An 18,340-nucleotide genomic window follows, 5' to 3' on the forward strand; every position below is an offset into this window, starting at 1 on the left:
CGCGATTATCGAGGACGGCCCTTCACGATGTTCAAACGCAGCCCTGTCCTGCCCGCTGCCGCTCTTGCCGCCATCGCCGCGCTCGGCGCGTGCTCCCAGGAGGGCGAACTGGTGGTCGACCAGGGCGTCGGCATCACCTCCGTCCTGACCTCGTGCCCGGCGGTCGGCATCCCCGACTATACCGGCGACATCACCCTGTTTTCCGGCGCGGGAAAGACCACGGCCGATCTCGACATGAGCGCGGCGATGACCAATCTGCGCTCCACCTGCGACGACAGCGGGGAGAAGGTCTATACCAGCGCCACTTTCGACGTGGTCGCCCGCCGCGCCGATGCGAGCGGGAGCCGGACGGTGACACTGCCCTATTTCGTGACGGTGCTGCGCGCAGGCTCGGCGGTCGTTTCCAAGCGGGTGGGCGAGGTTACCCTGACCTTCGCCGACGGCGAGGAACGCGCCATGGCTAGCGGGACGGCGGCGAGCTATGTCGACCGCTCGGCCTCCTCGCTGCCCGAGGATATCCGTGAGAAGATCACGCGGCGTCGACGACCCGGCGATCCCGAAGCCGCGCTTGACCCGCTGGCCGACCCCGAAGTGAAGGCTGCGATCGCGCGCACCCGTTTCGAGATGCTGGTCGGCTTCCAGCTTTCCGAGGACCAGCTGGCGTACAACGCGACGCGTTGATGTGTATGGCAGCCCATCCGGGCTGCCTCCTCGCCGCTGTTCCTCCCCCCGGACCAGGTCCGGTGTCCGGGCGGCTGCGGGCGCCCGCTCGGGCTTGCGGTCGCGGCGCGACCGGTTATCGCCACTTGCACATTTCGCCAGTCCCCGCGAAGGCGGGGACCTTCATCCTCCGGATGAAACGCCCCTCATGGAGCGCATAGGATACATGGAACACACCACTCTCTACGCCGAATACGCAGGCCGGATCGAGGCCGCGCTCAAGGCGCTTGTCGCTGAAGGCGCGCTGCCCGCCGATGCGTCCTTCGCCAATGTCACGCTCGAACCACCGCGCGATGCTGCGCACGGCGACCTTGCCACCAATGCCGCGATGGTGCTGGCGAAGGCGGCGAAGACGAATCCGCGCGCGCTGGCCGAGGCCATCGTCGAAAAACTTGCCGCCGACCCCACCGTCACCAGCGCCGAGATAGCCGGACCCGGCTTCATCAATCTAAGGCTCGATGCGGGCGCATGGCTCGGCGAGCTCGCCGCGATCCACGAACTCGGTGCGGATTACGGGCGTTCGGACATCGGCGCTGGGAGGCGGGTCAATGTCGAATATGTCTCGGCCAATCCCACGGGGCCGATGCATATGGGCCACTGCCGCGGCGCGGTGGTGGGCGATGCGCTCGCCAGCCTGCTCGAATTCGCCGGGCACGAGGTCACGCGCGAATATTACATCAACGATGCGGGTGGCCAGGTCGACACGCTCGCCCGCTCGGCGCACCTCAGATACCGCGAGGCGTTGGGCGAGGATATCGGCGCGATTCCCGAAGGCCTTTATCCCGGCGATTACCTGAAGCCGGTCGGCCAGTATCTCGCCAGCGAACTGGGTGACCGGTTCCGCGATGCTCCGCAAGAGGAATGGCTCCCCGTCTTCCGCGCCGAGGCGGTCGAAAAGATGATGGACCTCATCAAGTCCGACCTTGCCCTGCTCGGCATCCATCACGACGTCTTCGCCTCCGAAGCCGCGCTCCACGCCGCGGGCAAGCCCGCCGAGGCGGAAGAGTGGCTGCGCCAGCACGATCTCGTCTACGACGGCGTTCTCGAAGCGCCCAAGGGCAAGGCCCCGCCCGAAGACTGGGAGCCTGTGGAATTGCCGCTGTTCCGCTCGACGAAGTTCGGCGACGACCAGGACCGGCCGATCCGAAAATCGAACGGGGCGTGGACCTATTTCGGCGCGGACCTTGCCTATCACATGCAGAAGGCGGCGCACGCGGACGAGCTGATCGACATCTGGGGCGCGGACCATGCGGGCACGGTAAAGCGGATCAAGGCCGCCGTTCAGGCGCTGTCCGAGGGCGAAGGGCGCGCCATTCCTTTCGATGTAAAGCTGGTGCAGATGGTCCAGCTCATGCGCGACGGCGAACCGGTGAAGATGTCCAAGCGTTCGGGCAATTTCATCACCATCGCCGACATGGTCGGGGAAGTGGGCAAGGACGTGGTTCGCTTCACCATGCTCACGCGCAAGCCCGAGGCGCAGATGGAATTCGATTTCGCCAAGGTGGTGGAGGCGTCGAAGGACAACCCGGTTTTTTACGTGCAATACGCCCATGCGCGGATCCGTTCGACCCTGCGCAAGGCGGGCGAGGCGGGGTTCGCGCCGTCGTCGGACGCTCTGGTGAGGCTGGGCGAGGCGGAGCTGGCGCTGGTGAAGCTCGCCGCCCGCTTCCCGCGCGAGATCGAGGCTGCCGCCCGCGCGCGTGAACCGCACCGGATCGCCTTTTATCTCTACGATCTTGCTGCAGAGCTTCACGCTTTCTGGAATCTCGGCAATGATACGCCCCAAAAACGCTTCATCGTGGAACAGGACACGGAGCTTACGGGCGCGAGGCTTTTCCTCGGGCAGGCGATCGGGCAAGTCATCCGGGGCGGGCTGGCAGTGCTCGGGGTCGAAGCGGTTGAATCCATGTGACGCGCCATCCCGTATACGCCTCGCGAGGCGCGGCGAAGGGATGAAAGGGACAAGGTGCACGACAAGGTGATGGTCGAGGCGGAATACGAAGAGATCGGCGAAGAGGACGAGGAACTCGCCCTGTCCGGCGACGACAGCCTGCCATGGCTCGAATCCGATGAGGAGGACGATGACGCGGGCGGCATCGACACCGCGCAGGTGGTCGGTTTCGTCGCGGTCCTGCTCGCCCTGCTCGTCATCGTCGTTGGCGGAATCTGGTATTTCGCCGGGCGCGGCGACGGGGACGAATTCGTCGCCGACGGGAGCACGATTGCAGCGCCCGACACGCCCGTGAAGGTCAAGCCCCGGGATCCCGGCGGCAAGGAATTCGAAGGCACCGGCAAGGTCGCGCCGGTCGTGGGCGAAGGCCAGACCCGCGAAGGGCGCGTCGCGACCGAGGAGACCGCCTCACCCGCTGCGCCTGCCACGCAATCCACCACATCGCCCGCCACGCCGGCCTCTGCCGCCGCGGATGGCTCGGTCGCTGTCCAGCTCGCCGCCTATTCGAGCCGCGCCCGCGCCGAGCAGGGCTGGAGAGATCTGTCCCGCCGCACCGATGTCCTGTCCGGCGTGCGCTACCGCGTGGTCGAGGGGCGGATCGACATCGGGACGGTCTACCGCCTGCAGGCGCTGTCCCCCGACCGCACGAGCGCCGATAGCCTGTGCGCCGCGCTCAAGGCCGACGGGCTCGATTGCCAGGTAAAGCCCTGACCATTGCCCCGGCAGGGTCGCGGCGTTTTCCCCATGGCGGGACCCTTGCCGCCTTGCGCGACGTGCCCGCCGGTGCAAGTCTCGGCCCATGACCCCGGCGATTTTCGGATGTTCCGGCCCCGTCTTGACGGCCGATGAGCGCGCCTTTTTCCGCGATGCGGCTCCGGCGGGCTACATCCTGTTCGCCCGCAATTGCCGTGACCGGGATCAGCTGCGCGCCTTGACCGACGACCTACGCGGCCTCCACGGGCGCGCGCAGCTGCTCGTCTCGATCGACCAGGAAGGCGGCCGCGTCGCCCGCCTGCGTCCGCCGCAATGGAGCGCCTATCCGGCGGGCGAGGCGTTCGCCCGGCTGTACCGGATCGCACCCGCCAGCGCGATCCAGGCGGCCCGGCTCAATGCGCGGGCGATGGCGCTCGAGCTTTCCGTTATGGGCATCACGGTCGATTACCACCCGCCCCTGGACCTGCGCCTTGCCGGTTCGCACGATGTCATCGGGGATCGTGCTTTCGGCGAAGACCCGGTGCAGGTCGCAGCGATCGGGCGCGGCGTTCTCGAAGGGCTGGCCGAAGGCGGGATTGCGGGCTGTATCAAGCACATGCCGGGCCATGGCCGCTCGATGGTCGATTCGCACCGCGAAATGCCGACCGTGCACGAAAGCGCCGAGGAACTCGAGAATGACCTTGCCCCCTTCCGCGCGCTCGCCTGCTCGGCGCGGATCGGCATGACCGGCCACCTGCTTTTCCCCGCCTGGGATGCGCACAACCCGGCGACGCTTTCGCCCGCGATCATCAGTGACGTGATTCGCGGCGAGATCGGCTTCGAGGGGCTGTTGCTCACCGACGATATCGACATGGAGGCGCTGAGCGATACGATCCCGCAGCGTTCGGCTCGCGCGATCGCTGCAGGGTGCGACATCGTGCTCAATTGCTGGGCGAAGATGGACGACATGGTCGGCATCTGCGAGGCGCTGCCCGAAATGAACGAGGCCGCGCTCGCCCGGCTCGATCATGCGCTCGAGGAAACCCGCGTGGCCGACACGATGGGACCCGAACACGCCGAATTGCTCGCCGAGCGCGACGCACTGCTGGCGCTTGCCGGAGAGCACGCATGAGCGGCAGCGCGAATATGCCGGGCGAGGCGCAAGCGACGCGCCGGGAGCAGGCGGAAAATCCCGCCGCAAGCGAGTTCATGCTCACCGGCGAGGCGGCGGGGGCAACGGAACCCACGGCCGAGTGGCCCGAGGACGAGGTCGCAAGGCAGGGCGCGAAATCGGGCGACACGCCGCTGATCCTCGAGCTCGATGGATGGGAGGGACCGCTCGACCTGCTGCTCGACCTCGCGCGCCGGCAGAAGGTGGACCTGCGCCAGATATCGATCCTTGCTCTGGTCGACCAGTACCTGACCTATATCGAAAGGGCCGGGGAATTGCGGCTCGAACTGGCAGCCGATTACCTCGTGATGGCGGCGTGGCTGGCCTATCTCAAGTCCGCCCTGCTGCTGCCCAAGGATGAGCAGGAGGACCCCAGTCCCGAAGAACTCGCGCTGCGCCTGCAATTGCGCCTGCAGCGTCTTTCCGCGATGCGCGAGGCGGGCGCGAGGCTGATGGCGCGCGACCGGATCGGGCGCGAGATCTTCCTGCGAGGGAACCCCGAGGGCCTGCGCACCGACCGTAAGACCGTTTGGAAAAGCGATGCCTATGCGCTCATCCAGGCATACGGTCAGGTCAAGGCGCGCACCGCACCACGCATTTATCACGTTGCCAATCGCCCGGTGATGACACTGGACAGCGCGCTCGAGCGGGTTTCTGCCATGCTCGGCGTGACGCTCGAATGGATGGAAATCCGCGATTTCCTGCCGCCGCACGCGGGGCCCGAATTGCGCAAGTCGGCGCTCGCCTCGAGCTTTGTCGCGGCGCTGGAACTGGCGAAGATGGGCCGTGCCGAACTCGCCCAGGACGACGCCTTCGCGCCCCTGCGCATCCGGCGCCTGAAGCAAGGCGCATCGCAGTGAGCGAGGAGGAGCCGGATACGGCATCGGTCGAGGCAGCAACACCCGACGCCATCGACCGCGCGCTCGAGGCGACTTTGTTCGCGGCCGAGGAACCGCTGACGGTCGAACGGCTCGCAGCGCATCTGGGCGGGATGGAAACGGGCCGGGTGCGGGAGGCATTGCGGCGGCTGGCCGAACACTATTCGACCCGCGGCGTGCATCTCGTCGAGCGCGCCAGACGCTGGCATTTCCAGACCGCGCCGGATCTTGCCCACCTGCTGCGCCGCGAGCAGGAACAGGTACGACGCCTCAGCCGTGCGGCGACCGAGGTGCTCGCAATCGTCGCCTATCACGAGCCGGTCAGCCGGGCCGAGATCGAATCGATCCGCGGTGTGCAGACCAGTGCGGGCACGCTCGACGTGCTGATGGAAGCGGGCTGGATCAGGCTCGCCGGGCGGCGCGAAGTGCCGGGGCGTCCGGTGATCTATGCGACCACGCCCGAATTTCTCGACCATTTCGGGCTCGAATCGCGCCGCGACCTGCCCGGCCTTGACGAATTGCGTGCCGCCGGGCTCCTCGATCCGGTAGACGAGGCATTCGAGGAAGCGATGGAGGCGCTAGGCGCGGCCGAAGAGGGCGAGGGGGATACGGGCGACGAATCGGCCTGAACGGGCCGTCTGGCTGCGCCTTCGCGGGCAAACGCCACCGGGTGACTGGCGCGAGCGAAGGATCGCCCCTATATTTGTCTCAACAGTCCCACACGGGCGGAAAGAGAGCATTACATCATGGGCGGCATCGGCATCTGGCAAATCCTCATCATCGCGCTAGTCGTCCTCGTCCTGTTCGGGCGCGGGCGCATCTCTGAAATGATGGGCGATTTCGGCAAGGGCATTTCCAGCTTCAAGAAGGGCATGAGCGAGGAGGAATCGTCCGCCGATCCGGCCCATGCGAAGCGGATCGAGGCACCGGCGAGCGACGCTTCGGCAAGCGAGACGAAATCGGCGGAGACAAGCGAGAAAACCGGCTCCTGAAGCAGGAAGTCGCGCTTTCGCGCCGACCGATCAGCCCGCGATAAGGAGGCGCGCGCCGCTTTTTCATGTTCGACATTGGCGCAGCAGAACTCTTGGTGATCATCATCGTGGCCGTCCTCGTGATCGGCCCGAAGGACATGCCGCGCGCAATGCGCACGGCGGGGCGATGGATCGGCAAGGTGCGCCGCGTGTCGGCCCATTTCCGGACCGGGATCGACGCGATGGTGCGCGAGGCCGAGCTGGAGGACATGGAGAAGAAATGGAAGGCGCAGAACGAGGAGATCATGCGCCGCACCGCCGTTTCCGCCGAGGGCAAGGCGGGTGAGCCGGTTATGACCGGCCCGCCGCCGATCGACGATGGGAAGCAGGCGGCTCCGCCCGATCATCCGACCCACGACGACCCGCCGGCGTCCGTGACGCCCGAGGATATCGCCGGATCGGGCGTGCCGGGCGACGACCAGCCTGCCAAGCGCGCTTCCGAAATGCCGAGGGGCGAATAGGCGCGCCATGGCTTTCCAGATCAAGGATATCGACGAAAGCCGCGCTCCGCTGCTCGACCACTTGATCGAGCTGCGCACCCGCCTTGTGCGTTCGGTGATCGCGCTGGTCGTCGCCTTTGCCGTGTGCCTCTATTTCGCCGATCCGATCCTCGGCTTTCTCGTCCAGCCGTTGAAGGATGCGTTTCCCGAAGGCGAGGGACAGCTGATCTTCACCGAGCTGCCCGAAATCTTCTTCGTCGAATTGAAAGTCGCCCTGTTCGCCGGTTTCATGGCGAGCTTTCCGATCATTGCCAACCAACTCTGGGCCTTTGTCGCCCCGGGGCTTTATGCGCGTGAGAAGAAAGCGTTCCTGCCATTCCTGATTGCGACCCCCGTCCTGTTCATCGGCGGGGCGGCGCTCGCCTATTACGTGGTGATGCCCACCGCATTCCTGTTCTTCCTCGGCTATGGCGGGGAGACCGGGGGTTTGTCGGTGCAGGCGCTGCCGTCGGCCGGCCGTTATCTCAACCTCGTCATGCAGTTCATCCTCGCTTTCGGGATGACGTTCCTGCTCCCGGTGCTGCTGATGCTGCTGCACCGCGCCGGAATCGTAACCCGCGCGCAGCTGGCGGCGGCGCGGCGCTATGTGGTCGTGGGCGTGGTTGCGCTGGCCGCGATCGTGACACCGCCCGACCCCGGCAGCCAGGTGATTCTCGCAGTGCCGCTGCTGCTGCTGTTCGAAGGCTCGCTCCTGCTCATGCTGCTGCAGGAACGCACGATGCGCGCCAAACCGGACAAGGATAGCGTGGACGAAGCGAGTCCTGTCGAGCCGGAAGCGGACAAGAGCGGGTCCGAGTGAATCGGACATGCGGACGGCGCGCATTTCCAGCGAAGCCCCGCGCGCCGCAATCCCTGCCGTCGGGTCCTTGTACCCGGCCAGTTGCTTTGTTTTGAGGCGCGCGGCTGCGGAATGATCGGGCGAGACCGACGCACATCTTCCGGGCGATGGTCGAAATGCTGATGCCCGATGCGGTCGGGGGCGAAGCCGGGTGAGGGAGTCCGCGGGCCGACAATCGAGCCATTCTGCCTTTCGAAGAACCCGCGCCGAACAACCGTCGGGGTGTCGGGCACAAAAAAGGCCTCCGCAAAGGAGGCCTTTCATGACTTTTTGGAAGCGGCCTGCCTTACGGGCTGACAGCGTCGTCGTCGTCACCATCGGCAGCGATGATGATGCCGCCGATAACCGCGCTAGCAGCCAGGATGGCAAGGATAATGCTCTCACCGCCAACCTTGCTTTCGCCTTCGACCGGAGCGACCGACCGTTCGAACGCGGCTTCTGCAATGGCAGGCGAGGCAGCGAGCGAAACCGCTGCAGTCGCCAGCACGATATTCCGAAACTTCATCGATACGTCTCCTGTGAGCTTCTTTCTTATTCCAATCGGGGTCCGCAATATGTCAGATCGCGCCGTTTGACAACCCCCGTATTTCTCCCGGGTATCGCGAGTGCCCGGGAAAATCGTCTCGCCTAATCAACGCATTGCGAACGGCCTTCGCGGCCGTAACGGTTAGCACAGGCTGATGGTAGACGACGCGTCGCGCGGACCGTGGGCAGGCAGTGTGTTCCAAGGTCTCAACCGATCCGACCCGCTGTCGAGCGATTCGGAGGCAAGGGCAGGGGCTTGCACGTGGCCGACGGAAAATCGTCGGGATGCCGGGCAACGCACGATGCCATTCGAACTTTATTGTTCCAAGCGGGATTCGTCACCGGTTACTTCGTCAGCACACGTTGGCCGCCGATCCAGACCTCATTGATCCGGGTTTCGCGAATCTCGGAGGGCGAGGCGAGCAGCGGGTCGCGGTCAACCAGGAGGAAGTCCGCTCGCTCGCCCGGCAGAAGGCGGCCGAAGCGACCCTCGGCAAAGCCGGCATAGGCTGCATCGGCGGTGAACCCGGCAAGCGCCTGCTCGCGACTCACCGTTTCCTCTGCCCGCCAACCGCCGAAGGGCTTGCCGTTTGCATCGGTGCGGCTGATCGCGACCGCCATTCCTGCAAAGGGATCGGCCGGCTCGACCGGGGCATCGGAGCCGAAGGCGAGGCGACCGCCGACATCGAGGATGCTGCGCCAGGCATAGGCACCTGCGAGCCGATCCTCGCCCAGCCGGGCCTCTGCCATCATCATGTCCGAGGTTTGGTGGAGCGGCTGCATCGACGCGATCGCGCCGTGCTTGCCGAAGCGGGCGAGGTCGACCGGATCGACGATCTGCGCATGCTCTATCCGCCAGCGCCGGTCGCCGTCATAGCTGGTCGAGAGTTCCTCGATCGCGAGCAGCACATCTTCGTTCGCCGCATCCCCGATCGCGTGGACTGCGGTCTGGAAACCGTCCATCGCGGCGCGACTCATCAGGTTGCGCAATTGCGTGGGCGTGAGCAGCGGCAGGCCATGCGTGTCGGGCTCGTCGGCATAGGGTTCCTTCAGCTTCGCCCCGCGCGACCCCAGTGCGCCGTCGAGATAGAGCTTGACCCCGGCAAGCCGCAACCTGTCGTCATAGAGCCACGGGGTCGGGCCCGGGCCGCCGATCAGCTCCATCGCCTCTACCCCGCGGGCATAGGCCATGATGCGGATGCGCAGGGCGCCGGTGTCGCCCGCGCGGCGATAGGTCATCCAGTCGACGACGCTCGTTCCCATGTCGGCCACCGCGGTGACACCGTAGCCGAGCAGCACCTGCTGCGCCTGTGCGAAAGCGTTGTCGCGGTCCTCGGGGCGCGGCTCGGGGACGACCTTGCCGACGAGGGCGATCGCATTGTCGACGAAGACGCCCGCGGGCGCCCCCTGCGCGTCGCGAATGATGCGTCCGCCTTGGGGATCGGGCGTGTCGGCCGTAATTCCCGCCCGTTCCATTGCGAGGCTGTTGGCCCAGTTGGCATGATTGTCCGCCCGTTCGAGCCAGACCGGGCGGTCGGGGACGATCGCATCGAGATCGGCCGCCGTCGGGAAACGCCCGAGCCCCCATTTTTCCTGGTTCCAGCCGCGTCCGAGGATCCACGGCCGCCCCGGATTGTCCTGGGCAAAGCGGCGGACCTTCTCGAGCGCTTCGTCGAGCGAATTCGTGTCCGACAGGTCGAGCGTCAGCGCCGCGAAGCCGATATCCATGACATGGACATGCGCGTCGATCATTCCGGGCAGCATGACCTGCCCCTTTCCGTCCACAGCATAGTCGACCTCGGGGCGTTCTTCCCCGCGCTCGACCAGATCGGTGATGATTCCATCATCGTCGAAGACGAGCCCGGTGAAGCGCACGACCTCGCCCTTTTCGCCGATCGTCACGCCATCGACATCGTAGACGAGCGTATCGGCGGCCGCGGGCGCGCCGACAAGCGCCGCGGTCGCGGCGAGAAGCTTGCGGAGCATGGTCATGTGGCCGAGTTACCTTTGGGAAGGCGCGTGATCAGCGCGCTTGTGTCATACCTGCTGCCGCCTGCGGCCTGCACATCGGCGTAGAACTGATCGACCAGCGCGGTGACAGGCGAAGTCAGGCCCAGCCGCTTCGCCTCGTCCAGCGCATAGCCGAGATCCTTGCGCATCCAGTCGATCGCGAAGCCGAAATCGAATTCGCCCGCGCACATGGTTTTCCAGCGATTGTCCATCTGCCAGCTCTGCGCCGCGCCGCCCGAAATCGCTTCGTAAGTCTTATCGAGATCCAGCCCGGCCGCTTCGGCGAGGCGCACCGCCTCGGAAAGCCCGGCGAGCACGCCTGCAATGCACATCTGGTTCGCCATCTTGGCGGTCTGGCCCGCGCCGACGGGGCCGACATGAACGATCGCCTTGCCATAGGCTTCCATCACAGGCCGGGCGCGCACCATATCCTTTTGCGACCCGCCGCACATGACTGCGAGCGTGCCGTTCTCGGCACCCGCTTGGCCGCCGCTTACCGGGGCATCGACGAAGCCGATTCCGCGCGCCCCACAGGCCTCGCCGAGCTCGCGCGCCATGGCGGCCGAAGTGGTGGTGTGATCGACCAGCAGCGCGCCTTCGCCGAGGCTCGATAGAACGCCGTCTTCGGCCAGGGTGATGGCGGCCAGATCCTCGTCATTGCCGACGCAGGTGAACACGATGTCGGCCCCGCGCGCTGCCTTGCCGGGCGTATCGGCAAAAGCCACGGGGAGATTTTCCTCCTTCCATGCGCCGCGCCATTTGGCGGCGCGCCCGGAAGAGCGGTTATAGGCGGTCACGCGGTGCCCGGCGCGCGCGAGGTGGCCGGTCATCGGTCCGCCCATGACGCCTAGACCGATAAAGGCAAGCTGCATTGTCCCTGTCATGGGCCGGTTGACTAATCGCTCGCGGCGCGCTTGCCAACGCATTCGAGCGAGCATTGCAGGAAGCGATTGCCTCCCATCGCATCGCGCCCTAGGGCTCGGCGGGTCATGACTGCGCAACCAGCCCCCGAGAAGGCCCACGGTCCGGAATTGCATCCGGGCTCGCATCCGCCCGCGCCCGGTCCCGATGCCCTGACCGTCGACACCGTCCGCGCCGCTGCAAAGGCGATCGAAGGCGCAGTGGTCAGAACGCCGTTGATGCATTCGATCACGCTCTCGCAGATCACGGGCGCCGACATCTGGCTGAAATTCGAGAACCTCCAGTTCACGGCTGCCTACAAGGAGCGCGGCGCTCTCAACGCGCTGCTCGCTCTTTCCGAGCAACAGCGCGCGCGGGGGGTCATCGCGGCCTCGGCGGGCAACCACTCGCAGGGGTTGAGTTATCACGGCACCAGGCTGGGCGTCCCGGTGACCATCGTCATGCCGCGCACCACACCGACGGTGAAGGTGATGCAGACCGAAAGCGTCGGCGGCAAGGTCGTTCTGGAGGGAGAGACCTACGACGAAGCCTATGCCCATGCCCGGGGACTCGAAGCCGAACTGGGCCTGACCTTCATCCATCCCTTCGACGATCCGCTGATCGCATCCGGGCAGGGGACGGTCGCGCTCGAGATGCTCGAGGCGAAGCCGGACCTCGATTGCCTGGTCGTGCCGATCGGGGGAGGCGGCCTGATTTCGGGCATGTCGACCGTGGCGCGCGCCCACGACAGCGAAATCGAAGTGGTCGGCGTGCAGTCCGCCCTGTTCCCGAGCATGTTTGCGCAGATAAAGGGCGAGGACCACGATTGCGGCGGCGACACGCTGGCCGAGGGGATCGCGGTCAAGAAGCCCGGAGCGTTCACCGCACAGGTCATCGCCGAAAGGGTCGACGACATCGTGCTGGTCGACGAACCTAGCCTCGAAAAAGCGGTTTCGCTGCTGCTGCAGATCGAAAAGACCGTGGTCGAGGGCGCAGGGGCAGCGGGACTGGCGGCGGTGATGAGCTATCCCGACCGATTCCGCGACAAATCCATCGGCCTTGTCCTGTGCGGCGGCAATATAGATACGCGCCTGCTTGCCAATGTCCTGCTGCGCGACCTCGCCCGGCAGGGTCGGCTCGCCCGGTTACGCGTGACCCTTCAGGATCGACCCGGCGCCCTGTTCAAGGTCATGCGCCTGTTCGATGCGCACAATGTCAATATCATCGAGATCTATCACCAGCGCATTTTCACCACGCTTCCGGCCAAGGGCCTGATCACCGATATCGAATGCGAGGCGCGTGACGCGGCGCAGGTCGATCAGCTCGTCACGGCGCTGCGCGAGGCCGGCTATGCGGTGCAGGCGGTCGAGCTCAACTGACGCGGGCATCCCGTCCGCGTTTCCCGGCACCGCAAGATCGTTGCTCAATTGCGTCGCGATCGGTCCGCTTCGGTCCGGTTTCATACGCCAAGCTGTGCAAACTAAGCCATTATTCACCCTGATTCGTGGTTAAGGGACTTTTACCGGACCCTTCGAGGAGGCATAAGATTGTCTTAACACGAGCCCCAGCCGATTCCCCTTGCCAGAGGACCCGACCAGACCCGTGACGGCCCCCATCCGCTTCCCCCGCTTCTTCGTGACCTCGCCCGCTCCCTGCCCCTATCTGCCGGGCCGGCAGGAGCGGAAGGTTTTCACCGAACTCAAGGGTGCGCATGCGGACCAGCTGAATGAGGCGCTGGGCCGGATCGGTTTCCGTCGCAGTCAGACGGTCGCATACCGGCCTTCCTGCCTCGATTGCCAGGCCTGCGTCTCGGTCCGCGTCGTGGCCGAGGAATTCCGCCCGTCAAACACGCAGAAGCGCGATATCAAGCGCAATGCCGATCTCGTCGCGACCGAATGCCGCCCCTGGGCGACCGACGAGCAGTTTGAATTACTGGCGCGCTATCTCGGCGAACGGCACCCGGATGGCGGCATGTCGCAGATGGACGAACTCGATTATGCCGACATGGTCGAACACACGCCCGTCACCACGAATGTCGTCGAATATCGCGAGCCAGGCGAGGACGGCGAGCCGGGCCGACTGGTCGGGTCCTGCCTGACCGATCGCCAGGGCGACGGCCTGTCGATGATCTATTCCTTTTACGACCCCCGCCATCCCACGCGTGCGGGGCTCGGCAATTACATCATCCTCGATCATATCCGTCGCGCGGCGGAACTGGGCCTGCCCTACGTCTATCTCGGCTATTGGGTCGAGGGGTCTCCGCGCATGCAGTACAAGGTGCGCTATCGCCCGCTCGAAAGGCTCACTCGCGAGGGCTGGCAGGTCATGGACCCGGACGAGCAGAGTCGGCTCATCGCCAAGGCAACAGCCCCGCGTGGCGAAGACAAGGACAACATAGCCGCAGCGCGCGGCAAGGACGGCCAGCCGCTGCGCTTTCACTCTTCGGACTAATTCTGGCCCGGACCTCTCTTCAGGACCGGTAGAGCGCGGCTTCGGCAGCGCGGCGCCTGACAAGTCCCTTCATCACGCGCCCTCCCGCCTTGTTCCAGCGGGCGAACTCGCGCGCGGCGCCTGCATGGTCTCCGGCGCAGTGTTTGCGCGTGAGGGTCGCGCGGGCGATCGCGCCGGTATTGTAGTGAAAGCTCACCATGGCATCGAACTGCGCCTGCGTGGTCTGTGCATCGCCGATCGCCCGTTCGACGTCCGCCGCATAGCGCTGGAGATCCGCATCGAGCCGGGCATCGCATTGCGCCTGCGTCCAGACGGTTCCCGGCCCGATCCGCGTTCCCGCCTCCAGCCCAGGACCGGTCGCGCCCCAGCCGATCGTCCAGGGTTCGCCCCCGCTCGCCGGATCGGGATAGGCCTCGACGAGGCCGTCGCCGCGCAGCCGCGCACATCCTTCGAAACGTTTGATGAGAGCGACTCCCTCGCGTCCGATCCGGCGCGCCTCGGCTTGCTCCGGCGGCTGACGGCGCCGGATGCACGGCACGCTCACCCCATGGTGTGGCGATCTGACAGGGGCGGTGTTCGGCGACCCGCCCGCCTTGGTGCGGACGCTTGAGGAAAGCGTTTCGTCGATGGCGTGATCCAACCGCTCGACCTCGCGTCGGCGAAAGCCGCGCCGCAGGATGTTCCGCACCGTATCGAAGATCGGCTTGCGCGGGCAGGACTGGGATTCGGGACCGGTCATAGCGGGGACTCTTTCGCGTCTGGCAGCAAAGGCCCGGCAAATAGGCACAGGCAGGGCGAGTAGGAAAACGAAAATCCGCCCAGAGCTCCTAGCTCCGCCCAAGGCTGCGCACGACGCTCGCCGCAGTGCCTGGTCCCGGACGCGCCATGCGACCAATTCGCCATTGCTCGAAAATGGCTGCACAGTAACGCATCGCTCCAATCCCAAAGCGCTCGGCGAGTGCCGGTTGAGAGGTCGATAAGGCCCATGAGAATCCGTTTCGGAACTGGCGCTTGACCATGCTATCGCAAGAACATGCACAACGCGTGCTTTGATCGCGTCAGACCGCCAGCGGAGGATCCGGGCCCCATCAGCAATGTGAAATCCATCTGGCGCACGGTCACCGCGCACATGGAACCGGCTGTCTTTTTCGGTTCGGCTTTCATGGTCGTCGGGTTCGTCGTCGTCGGGGCGGTCTGGACCGATGTCGCGCGCGGCGCATTCGCCGCATCGCAACGATTCGTCAGCGGTGCTTTCGGCTGGTGGTACATGGCGCTGGGCACGAGCCTGCTTGCCATGGGGGCCATCCTCGCGATCGGACCATGGCGGCGCATCCGGATCGGCGGCCCCGATGCCAAGCCGGAATTCGGCCGGGCCAGCTGGATGGCGATGCTGTTTGCCGCAGGCATGGGGACGGGGCTCGTCTTCTGGTCGGTGGCCGAACCGCTCACCCATTTTGCCGAGCCGCGAGACGGGATCGACCCGCGAACCGCCGAGGCCGCGCGGGAAGCGATGCGGATTACCTTTTTTCACTGGGGCCTCAATGCCTGGGCGATCTACCTGGTTTTGGGGCTCGCGGTTGCCTTCTTCCATTTCAACCGGGGCCTGCCGCTCGCCCCGCGATCGGTATTTCATCCTTTGATCGGCGAGCGTATCCACGGGCCGTTCGGACACGGGGTCGATATATTGTGCACCGTGGGAACGCTGCTCGGCGTGGCGACGACGCTCGGCCTTGGGGCGATGCAACTCAATCTCGGGCTGGGCGAATTCTTTCCCGTGCCACAGGGTCCGCAAACACAGATCGTTCTGATCGCCGTCATCACCGTGATTGCGACAATCTCTGTCGTTCTCGGGGTCGAGGCCGGGATCCGCCGCCTTTCCCTGTTCAATATCGCCGTCGCAGCCGTGCTTCTCGCCTTTGTATTCCTCGCCGGACCGACGCAGTATATCCTCGAGACCTTCGTTTCGACCACCGGGCTCTACCTCCAGCAACTGCCTCGTTCGAGCCTGTTCGTCGATTTCGCCGGCGACGAGGAATGGCAGGCGACCTGGACTTTCTTCTACTGGGGCTGGTGGATTTCGTGGTCGCCTTTCGTCGCGATCTTCATCGCGCGCATTTCATGCGGGCGCACGATCGGCGAATTCGTGCTGACGGTCCTGGTCGTCCCGACGTTCGCCACTTTCGCCTGGCTCGCGACATTCGGCGGCGGCGCGCTCGAAGCCGAAATGCGCGGCGGGTCCCAGCTGGCAGCGCGGGTCACGGACAAGCCGGCCGCCGGGCTCTATGCCCTGCTCGAAGCCATGCCGCTTGCCGGTGCGACGATGATTTTTGCGACCTTCGTCATCGTCCTGTTCTTTGTCACCAGTTCGGATTCGGGCTCACTGGTCGATGACATGGTGACGGCCGGCGGCGACCCAGATCCGCCCCGGGCGCAGCGCGTGTTCTGGGCTGTAAGCGAAGGAGCGGTCGCCGCCACCCTGCTGCTGGTGGGAGGCCTGTCGGCGATCCGGAATGCCGCGATCACGCTCGGCCTGCCGATGTCGCTTGTCCTGGCCGTATCCGCGATCGGGCTCCTGCGTGCATTGCGGCGCGAAGTGCGCGACGACGAGTCAGGACGCGCTACGGCGTGACGATGTCGAATCCGCCGGGCATCGGGTCGAGCGCATCGAGCAGGGCCCCTAGAGCGTCCTCGTCACCCTCCACCGCAAGGCCCGCCGCCTTCATCTGCGCCAGCGGTAGCTTGAGGAAAAGAAGGCCGAGCACCATTTGGCGCGGGCCCGTAACGATCACGTCGGGCGGGGTCGCCTCGTCCTCCATCCGCGCGATCATGACGCTGTCATTCGCCTCGACCAGCACCTCTTCGCCGCGGTCGGTCAGCCGGAAACGCACCGCCACGCGCCCACGCGCAAGCTTTCTCGGGTCATAGCGGGTCGCCGCAGAATCGAATAGCAGCCCCGTCGGCACCGCGGCGATGAGATCCCTGCTCTGGGTACGGAAGTTCTCGGTCGGACCGTTTCTCAGTTCGCGCGCCGCGGCGAGGAACTGGTTGCGCCAGATCGCGCTTTCCGACTGGTAGCCCTGCTGTTCATAGCTGTCGGCCAGCAGGTCCTTCGCCGTCGTGTTCGCGGGCTCGGCGAAGACGAGCTGCTGGAGCAGGTCCGAAGACCAGCGATAATCGCCTTTGGCCATGGCCGTGCGGGCGAGCGCGATGACGCGCTGCGTCCCGCCGATCGCCTCGACCATGCGGCGAGCGCGCGCGACAGGTGGGTGTGCATGGAGATTGGCCGGGACCGCGTCGTACCAGCCGAGATAATACTGGTAGATCGCCTTGGAATTGTGGCTGTACGTCCCGTAATAGCCGTGGTTCGACCATTCGTCGGCCAATTGCGGCGGCAGCGGGATAGCCTCGGCGATTTCGGCCATGGTCGCCCCACGATTCATGAGGCGGACGGTCTGGTCGTGGAGATAGCGGTAATTGTCGCGCTGTGCGGCAAGCCACTGGGCCCCCGCCTCGCGCCCGAACTGGGGCCAGCAATGGCTCGACAGCACGACATCGCTGCGCGATGCGTAATCGGTCACCGCTTCGTCGAGAAACTTCGCCCATGCCCGCGCATCGCGCACCTTGGCCCCGCGGGGGGTAAGGATATTATGCATGGTGCAGGTCGCGATCTCGGCGGCGAGAAAAGCGCGCTGCGGGGCGATATAAACGTTGAGTTCGGCCGGTGCTTCGCTGCCCGAGACGATCTGGAATTCGAGCGGGACGCCGTCGATCACGCGCGTCTCGCCGGTCTTGGCGATGCTGTCGGTCGGTTCGATAAGAGTGATGGTCCCGCGTGAAACCGCCATGCCGATGCCGCTGCCCATCTGGCCGGTATCGCCCGGCACGAGTGCGGCGCCGAACTGGTAGGCCGCGCGCCGCTGCATCGCGCCGCCGGCGAGCACGTTTTCCGAGGCGGCCTCCTCCATGAAATGTTCGGGCGCGATCACGGCCACGCGGCCCGCCGCGACGTCCTCCGCGCTCGTGACCCCGCGCACGCCGCCGAAATGGTCGGCGTGGCTGTGGCTGTAGATCACCGCGACGACCGGTCTTCGCCCGAGCGTTTCGTTGACGAGCCCGATTGCGGCTGCGGCCGTTTCCCTCGTTGTCAGCGGGTCGATGACGATCCAGCCCGTCTCGCCCCGGACCACGGTCATGTTCGACAGGTCGAAGCCGCGCACCTGCCAGATGCCGTCGGCAACCTCGAACAGGCCGTGGCGTCCGAGGTAGCGCATGTGTCGCCACAGGCTCGGATGGACGCTCGGCGGGGCCTTACCCTCGACGAAGGCATAGGCATCGAGGTTCCAGACCGGCTCGCCCTTCGCATCCCGGATGATAGGGTCGCTGCGTGTCGCAAGATAGCCGCGCGCGGCGAAATCGGCATCGCGCTTCCCATCGGGGGGGAGCGAAGCGGCCGCTTCGCGCTGCGCGGCGATCGTCGCGGGGGAAGCGGGTTTGGGCTGCTCTTGCGCTTGAAGCGGCATCGATATCGCAGCAGCGGCCAGCGCGCCGAAAAGGACGCGAACATTCATCTTTGTCTCCCTCTCCCTCGTTGGTGTGAAAGATAGGCGAGGGGCAATCGCCGTGGCAATCGTCCATCCGAACAAAGGGGCGCTCTACCCTGTGGTGAAGCGCC

The 18,340-nt window shown here is 65.8% G+C and carries 17 protein-coding genes; 12 read left to right on the forward strand and 5 right to left on the reverse strand.

The features are described from left to right. The first annotated feature begins 27 nt into the window (after positions 1 to 27). The 9 genes from RIB52_RS14435 to tatC all read left to right on the forward strand — a co-directional run bounded on the left by RIB52_RS14435 (position 28) and on the right by tatC (position 7,743). Positions 28 to 681, forward strand: coding sequence for a hypothetical protein (locus tag RIB52_RS14435; RefSeq protein ID WP_350176766.1), 654 nt, complete (start codon positions 28 to 30; stop codon positions 679 to 681). 205 nt (positions 682 to 886) lie between these two features. After that, the gene (gene argS, locus RIB52_RS14440) at positions 887 to 2,632 is read left to right on the forward strand and encodes an arginine--tRNA ligase (protein ID WP_350176768.1); all 1,746 of its coding nucleotides are present in this window, start codon (positions 887 to 889) and stop codon (positions 2,630 to 2,632) included. A gap of 54 nt (positions 2,633 to 2,686) precedes the next feature. Further along, a complete protein-coding gene (locus RIB52_RS14445) occupies positions 2,687 to 3,382 on the forward strand; it encodes an SPOR domain-containing protein (RefSeq protein WP_350176770.1) in 696 nt (231 codons plus the stop codon). A gap of 88 nt (positions 3,383 to 3,470) precedes the next feature. Continuing rightward, positions 3,471 to 4,496, forward strand: a complete 1,026-nt coding sequence (gene nagZ / locus RIB52_RS14450) for a beta-N-acetylhexosaminidase (RefSeq protein ID WP_350176772.1) — start codon at positions 3,471 to 3,473, stop codon at positions 4,494 to 4,496. 77 nt (positions 4,497 to 4,573) lie between these two features. Continuing rightward, positions 4,574 to 5,395 (forward strand): segregation and condensation protein A, encoded by an 822-nt coding sequence (locus RIB52_RS14455; RefSeq protein WP_502879555.1) that lies wholly within the window; start codon positions 4,574 to 4,576, stop codon positions 5,393 to 5,395. Continuing rightward, on the forward strand, positions 5,392 to 6,042 hold the full coding sequence (scpB, locus tag RIB52_RS14460; RefSeq protein ID WP_350176776.1) for an SMC-Scp complex subunit ScpB: 651 nt from the start codon (positions 5,392 to 5,394) through the stop codon (positions 6,040 to 6,042). The genes RIB52_RS14455 and scpB overlap by 4 nt, the downstream gene beginning before the upstream one ends. Positions 6,043 to 6,159: 117 nt before the next feature. Further along, positions 6,160 to 6,405 (forward strand): twin-arginine translocase TatA/TatE family subunit, encoded by a 246-nt coding sequence (locus tag RIB52_RS14465; RefSeq protein ID WP_350176778.1) that lies wholly within the window; start codon positions 6,160 to 6,162, stop codon positions 6,403 to 6,405. Between the two features lie 65 nt (positions 6,406 to 6,470). Beyond that, positions 6,471 to 6,905, forward strand: coding sequence for a Sec-independent protein translocase protein TatB (gene tatB / locus RIB52_RS14470; protein ID WP_350176780.1), 435 nt, complete (start codon positions 6,471 to 6,473; stop codon positions 6,903 to 6,905). A gap of 7 nt (positions 6,906 to 6,912) precedes the next feature. Next, complete coding sequence (gene tatC / locus RIB52_RS14475) at positions 6,913 to 7,743, forward strand: twin-arginine translocase subunit TatC (protein ID WP_350176782.1); 831 nt, start codon at positions 6,913 to 6,915, stop codon at positions 7,741 to 7,743. A 325-nt stretch (positions 7,744 to 8,068) separates the two neighbouring features. Here the strand turns inward: tatC and RIB52_RS14480 are convergent, their stop codons facing one another. The 3 genes from RIB52_RS14480 to RIB52_RS14490 all read right to left on the reverse strand — a co-directional run bounded on the left by RIB52_RS14480 (position 8,069) and on the right by RIB52_RS14490 (position 11,201). After that, the gene (locus RIB52_RS14480) at positions 8,069 to 8,287 is read right to left on the reverse strand and encodes a hypothetical protein (protein ID WP_350176784.1); all 219 of its coding nucleotides are present in this window, start codon (positions 8,285 to 8,287) and stop codon (positions 8,069 to 8,071) included. Positions 8,288 to 8,652: 365 nt separating this feature from the next. After that, positions 8,653 to 10,293 (reverse strand): amidohydrolase, encoded by a 1,641-nt coding sequence (locus RIB52_RS14485; RefSeq protein ID WP_350176907.1) that lies wholly within the window; start codon positions 10,291 to 10,293, stop codon positions 8,653 to 8,655. Between the two features lie 2 nt (positions 10,294 to 10,295). Next, positions 10,296 to 11,201, reverse strand: a complete 906-nt coding sequence (locus tag RIB52_RS14490) for an NAD(P)-dependent oxidoreductase (protein WP_350176786.1) — start codon at positions 11,199 to 11,201, stop codon at positions 10,296 to 10,298. Positions 11,202 to 11,306: 105 nt separating this feature from the next. On the opposite strand from RIB52_RS14490, the gene RIB52_RS14495 reads away from it, so the two are divergent. Both RIB52_RS14495 and RIB52_RS14500 read left to right on the forward strand, forming a co-directional pair. Then, complete coding sequence (locus tag RIB52_RS14495; RefSeq protein ID WP_350176788.1) at positions 11,307 to 12,596, forward strand: threonine ammonia-lyase; 1,290 nt, start codon at positions 11,307 to 11,309, stop codon at positions 12,594 to 12,596. A gap of 223 nt (positions 12,597 to 12,819) precedes the next feature. Continuing rightward, complete coding sequence (locus RIB52_RS14500; protein WP_350176790.1) at positions 12,820 to 13,668, forward strand: arginyltransferase; 849 nt, start codon at positions 12,820 to 12,822, stop codon at positions 13,666 to 13,668. Between the two features lie 19 nt (positions 13,669 to 13,687). Here the strand turns inward: RIB52_RS14500 and RIB52_RS14505 are convergent, their stop codons facing one another. Further along, a complete protein-coding gene (locus RIB52_RS14505; RefSeq protein WP_350176792.1) occupies positions 13,688 to 14,407 on the reverse strand; it encodes a lysozyme in 720 nt (239 codons plus the stop codon). Positions 14,408 to 14,764: 357 nt separating this feature from the next. On the opposite strand from RIB52_RS14505, the gene RIB52_RS14510 reads away from it, so the two are divergent. Then, entirely contained in the window at positions 14,765 to 16,297 is a 1,533-nt protein-coding gene (locus tag RIB52_RS14510) for a BCCT family transporter (RefSeq protein ID WP_350176794.1), read from the forward strand. On the opposite strand, the gene RIB52_RS14515 is transcribed toward RIB52_RS14510, so the two are convergent. Then, positions 16,287 to 18,236, reverse strand: a complete 1,950-nt coding sequence (locus RIB52_RS14515) for an alkyl/aryl-sulfatase (protein ID WP_350176796.1) — start codon at positions 18,234 to 18,236, stop codon at positions 16,287 to 16,289. The two genes, RIB52_RS14510 and RIB52_RS14515, sit on opposite strands and share 11 nt — an antisense overlap. Between the last annotated feature and the right edge of the window lie 104 nt (positions 18,237 to 18,340).

Origin of the sequence: Erythrobacter sp., assembly GCF_040217515.1 — a bacterium.
Taxonomy (GTDB): Bacteria; Pseudomonadota; Alphaproteobacteria; order Sphingomonadales; family Sphingomonadaceae; genus Erythrobacter.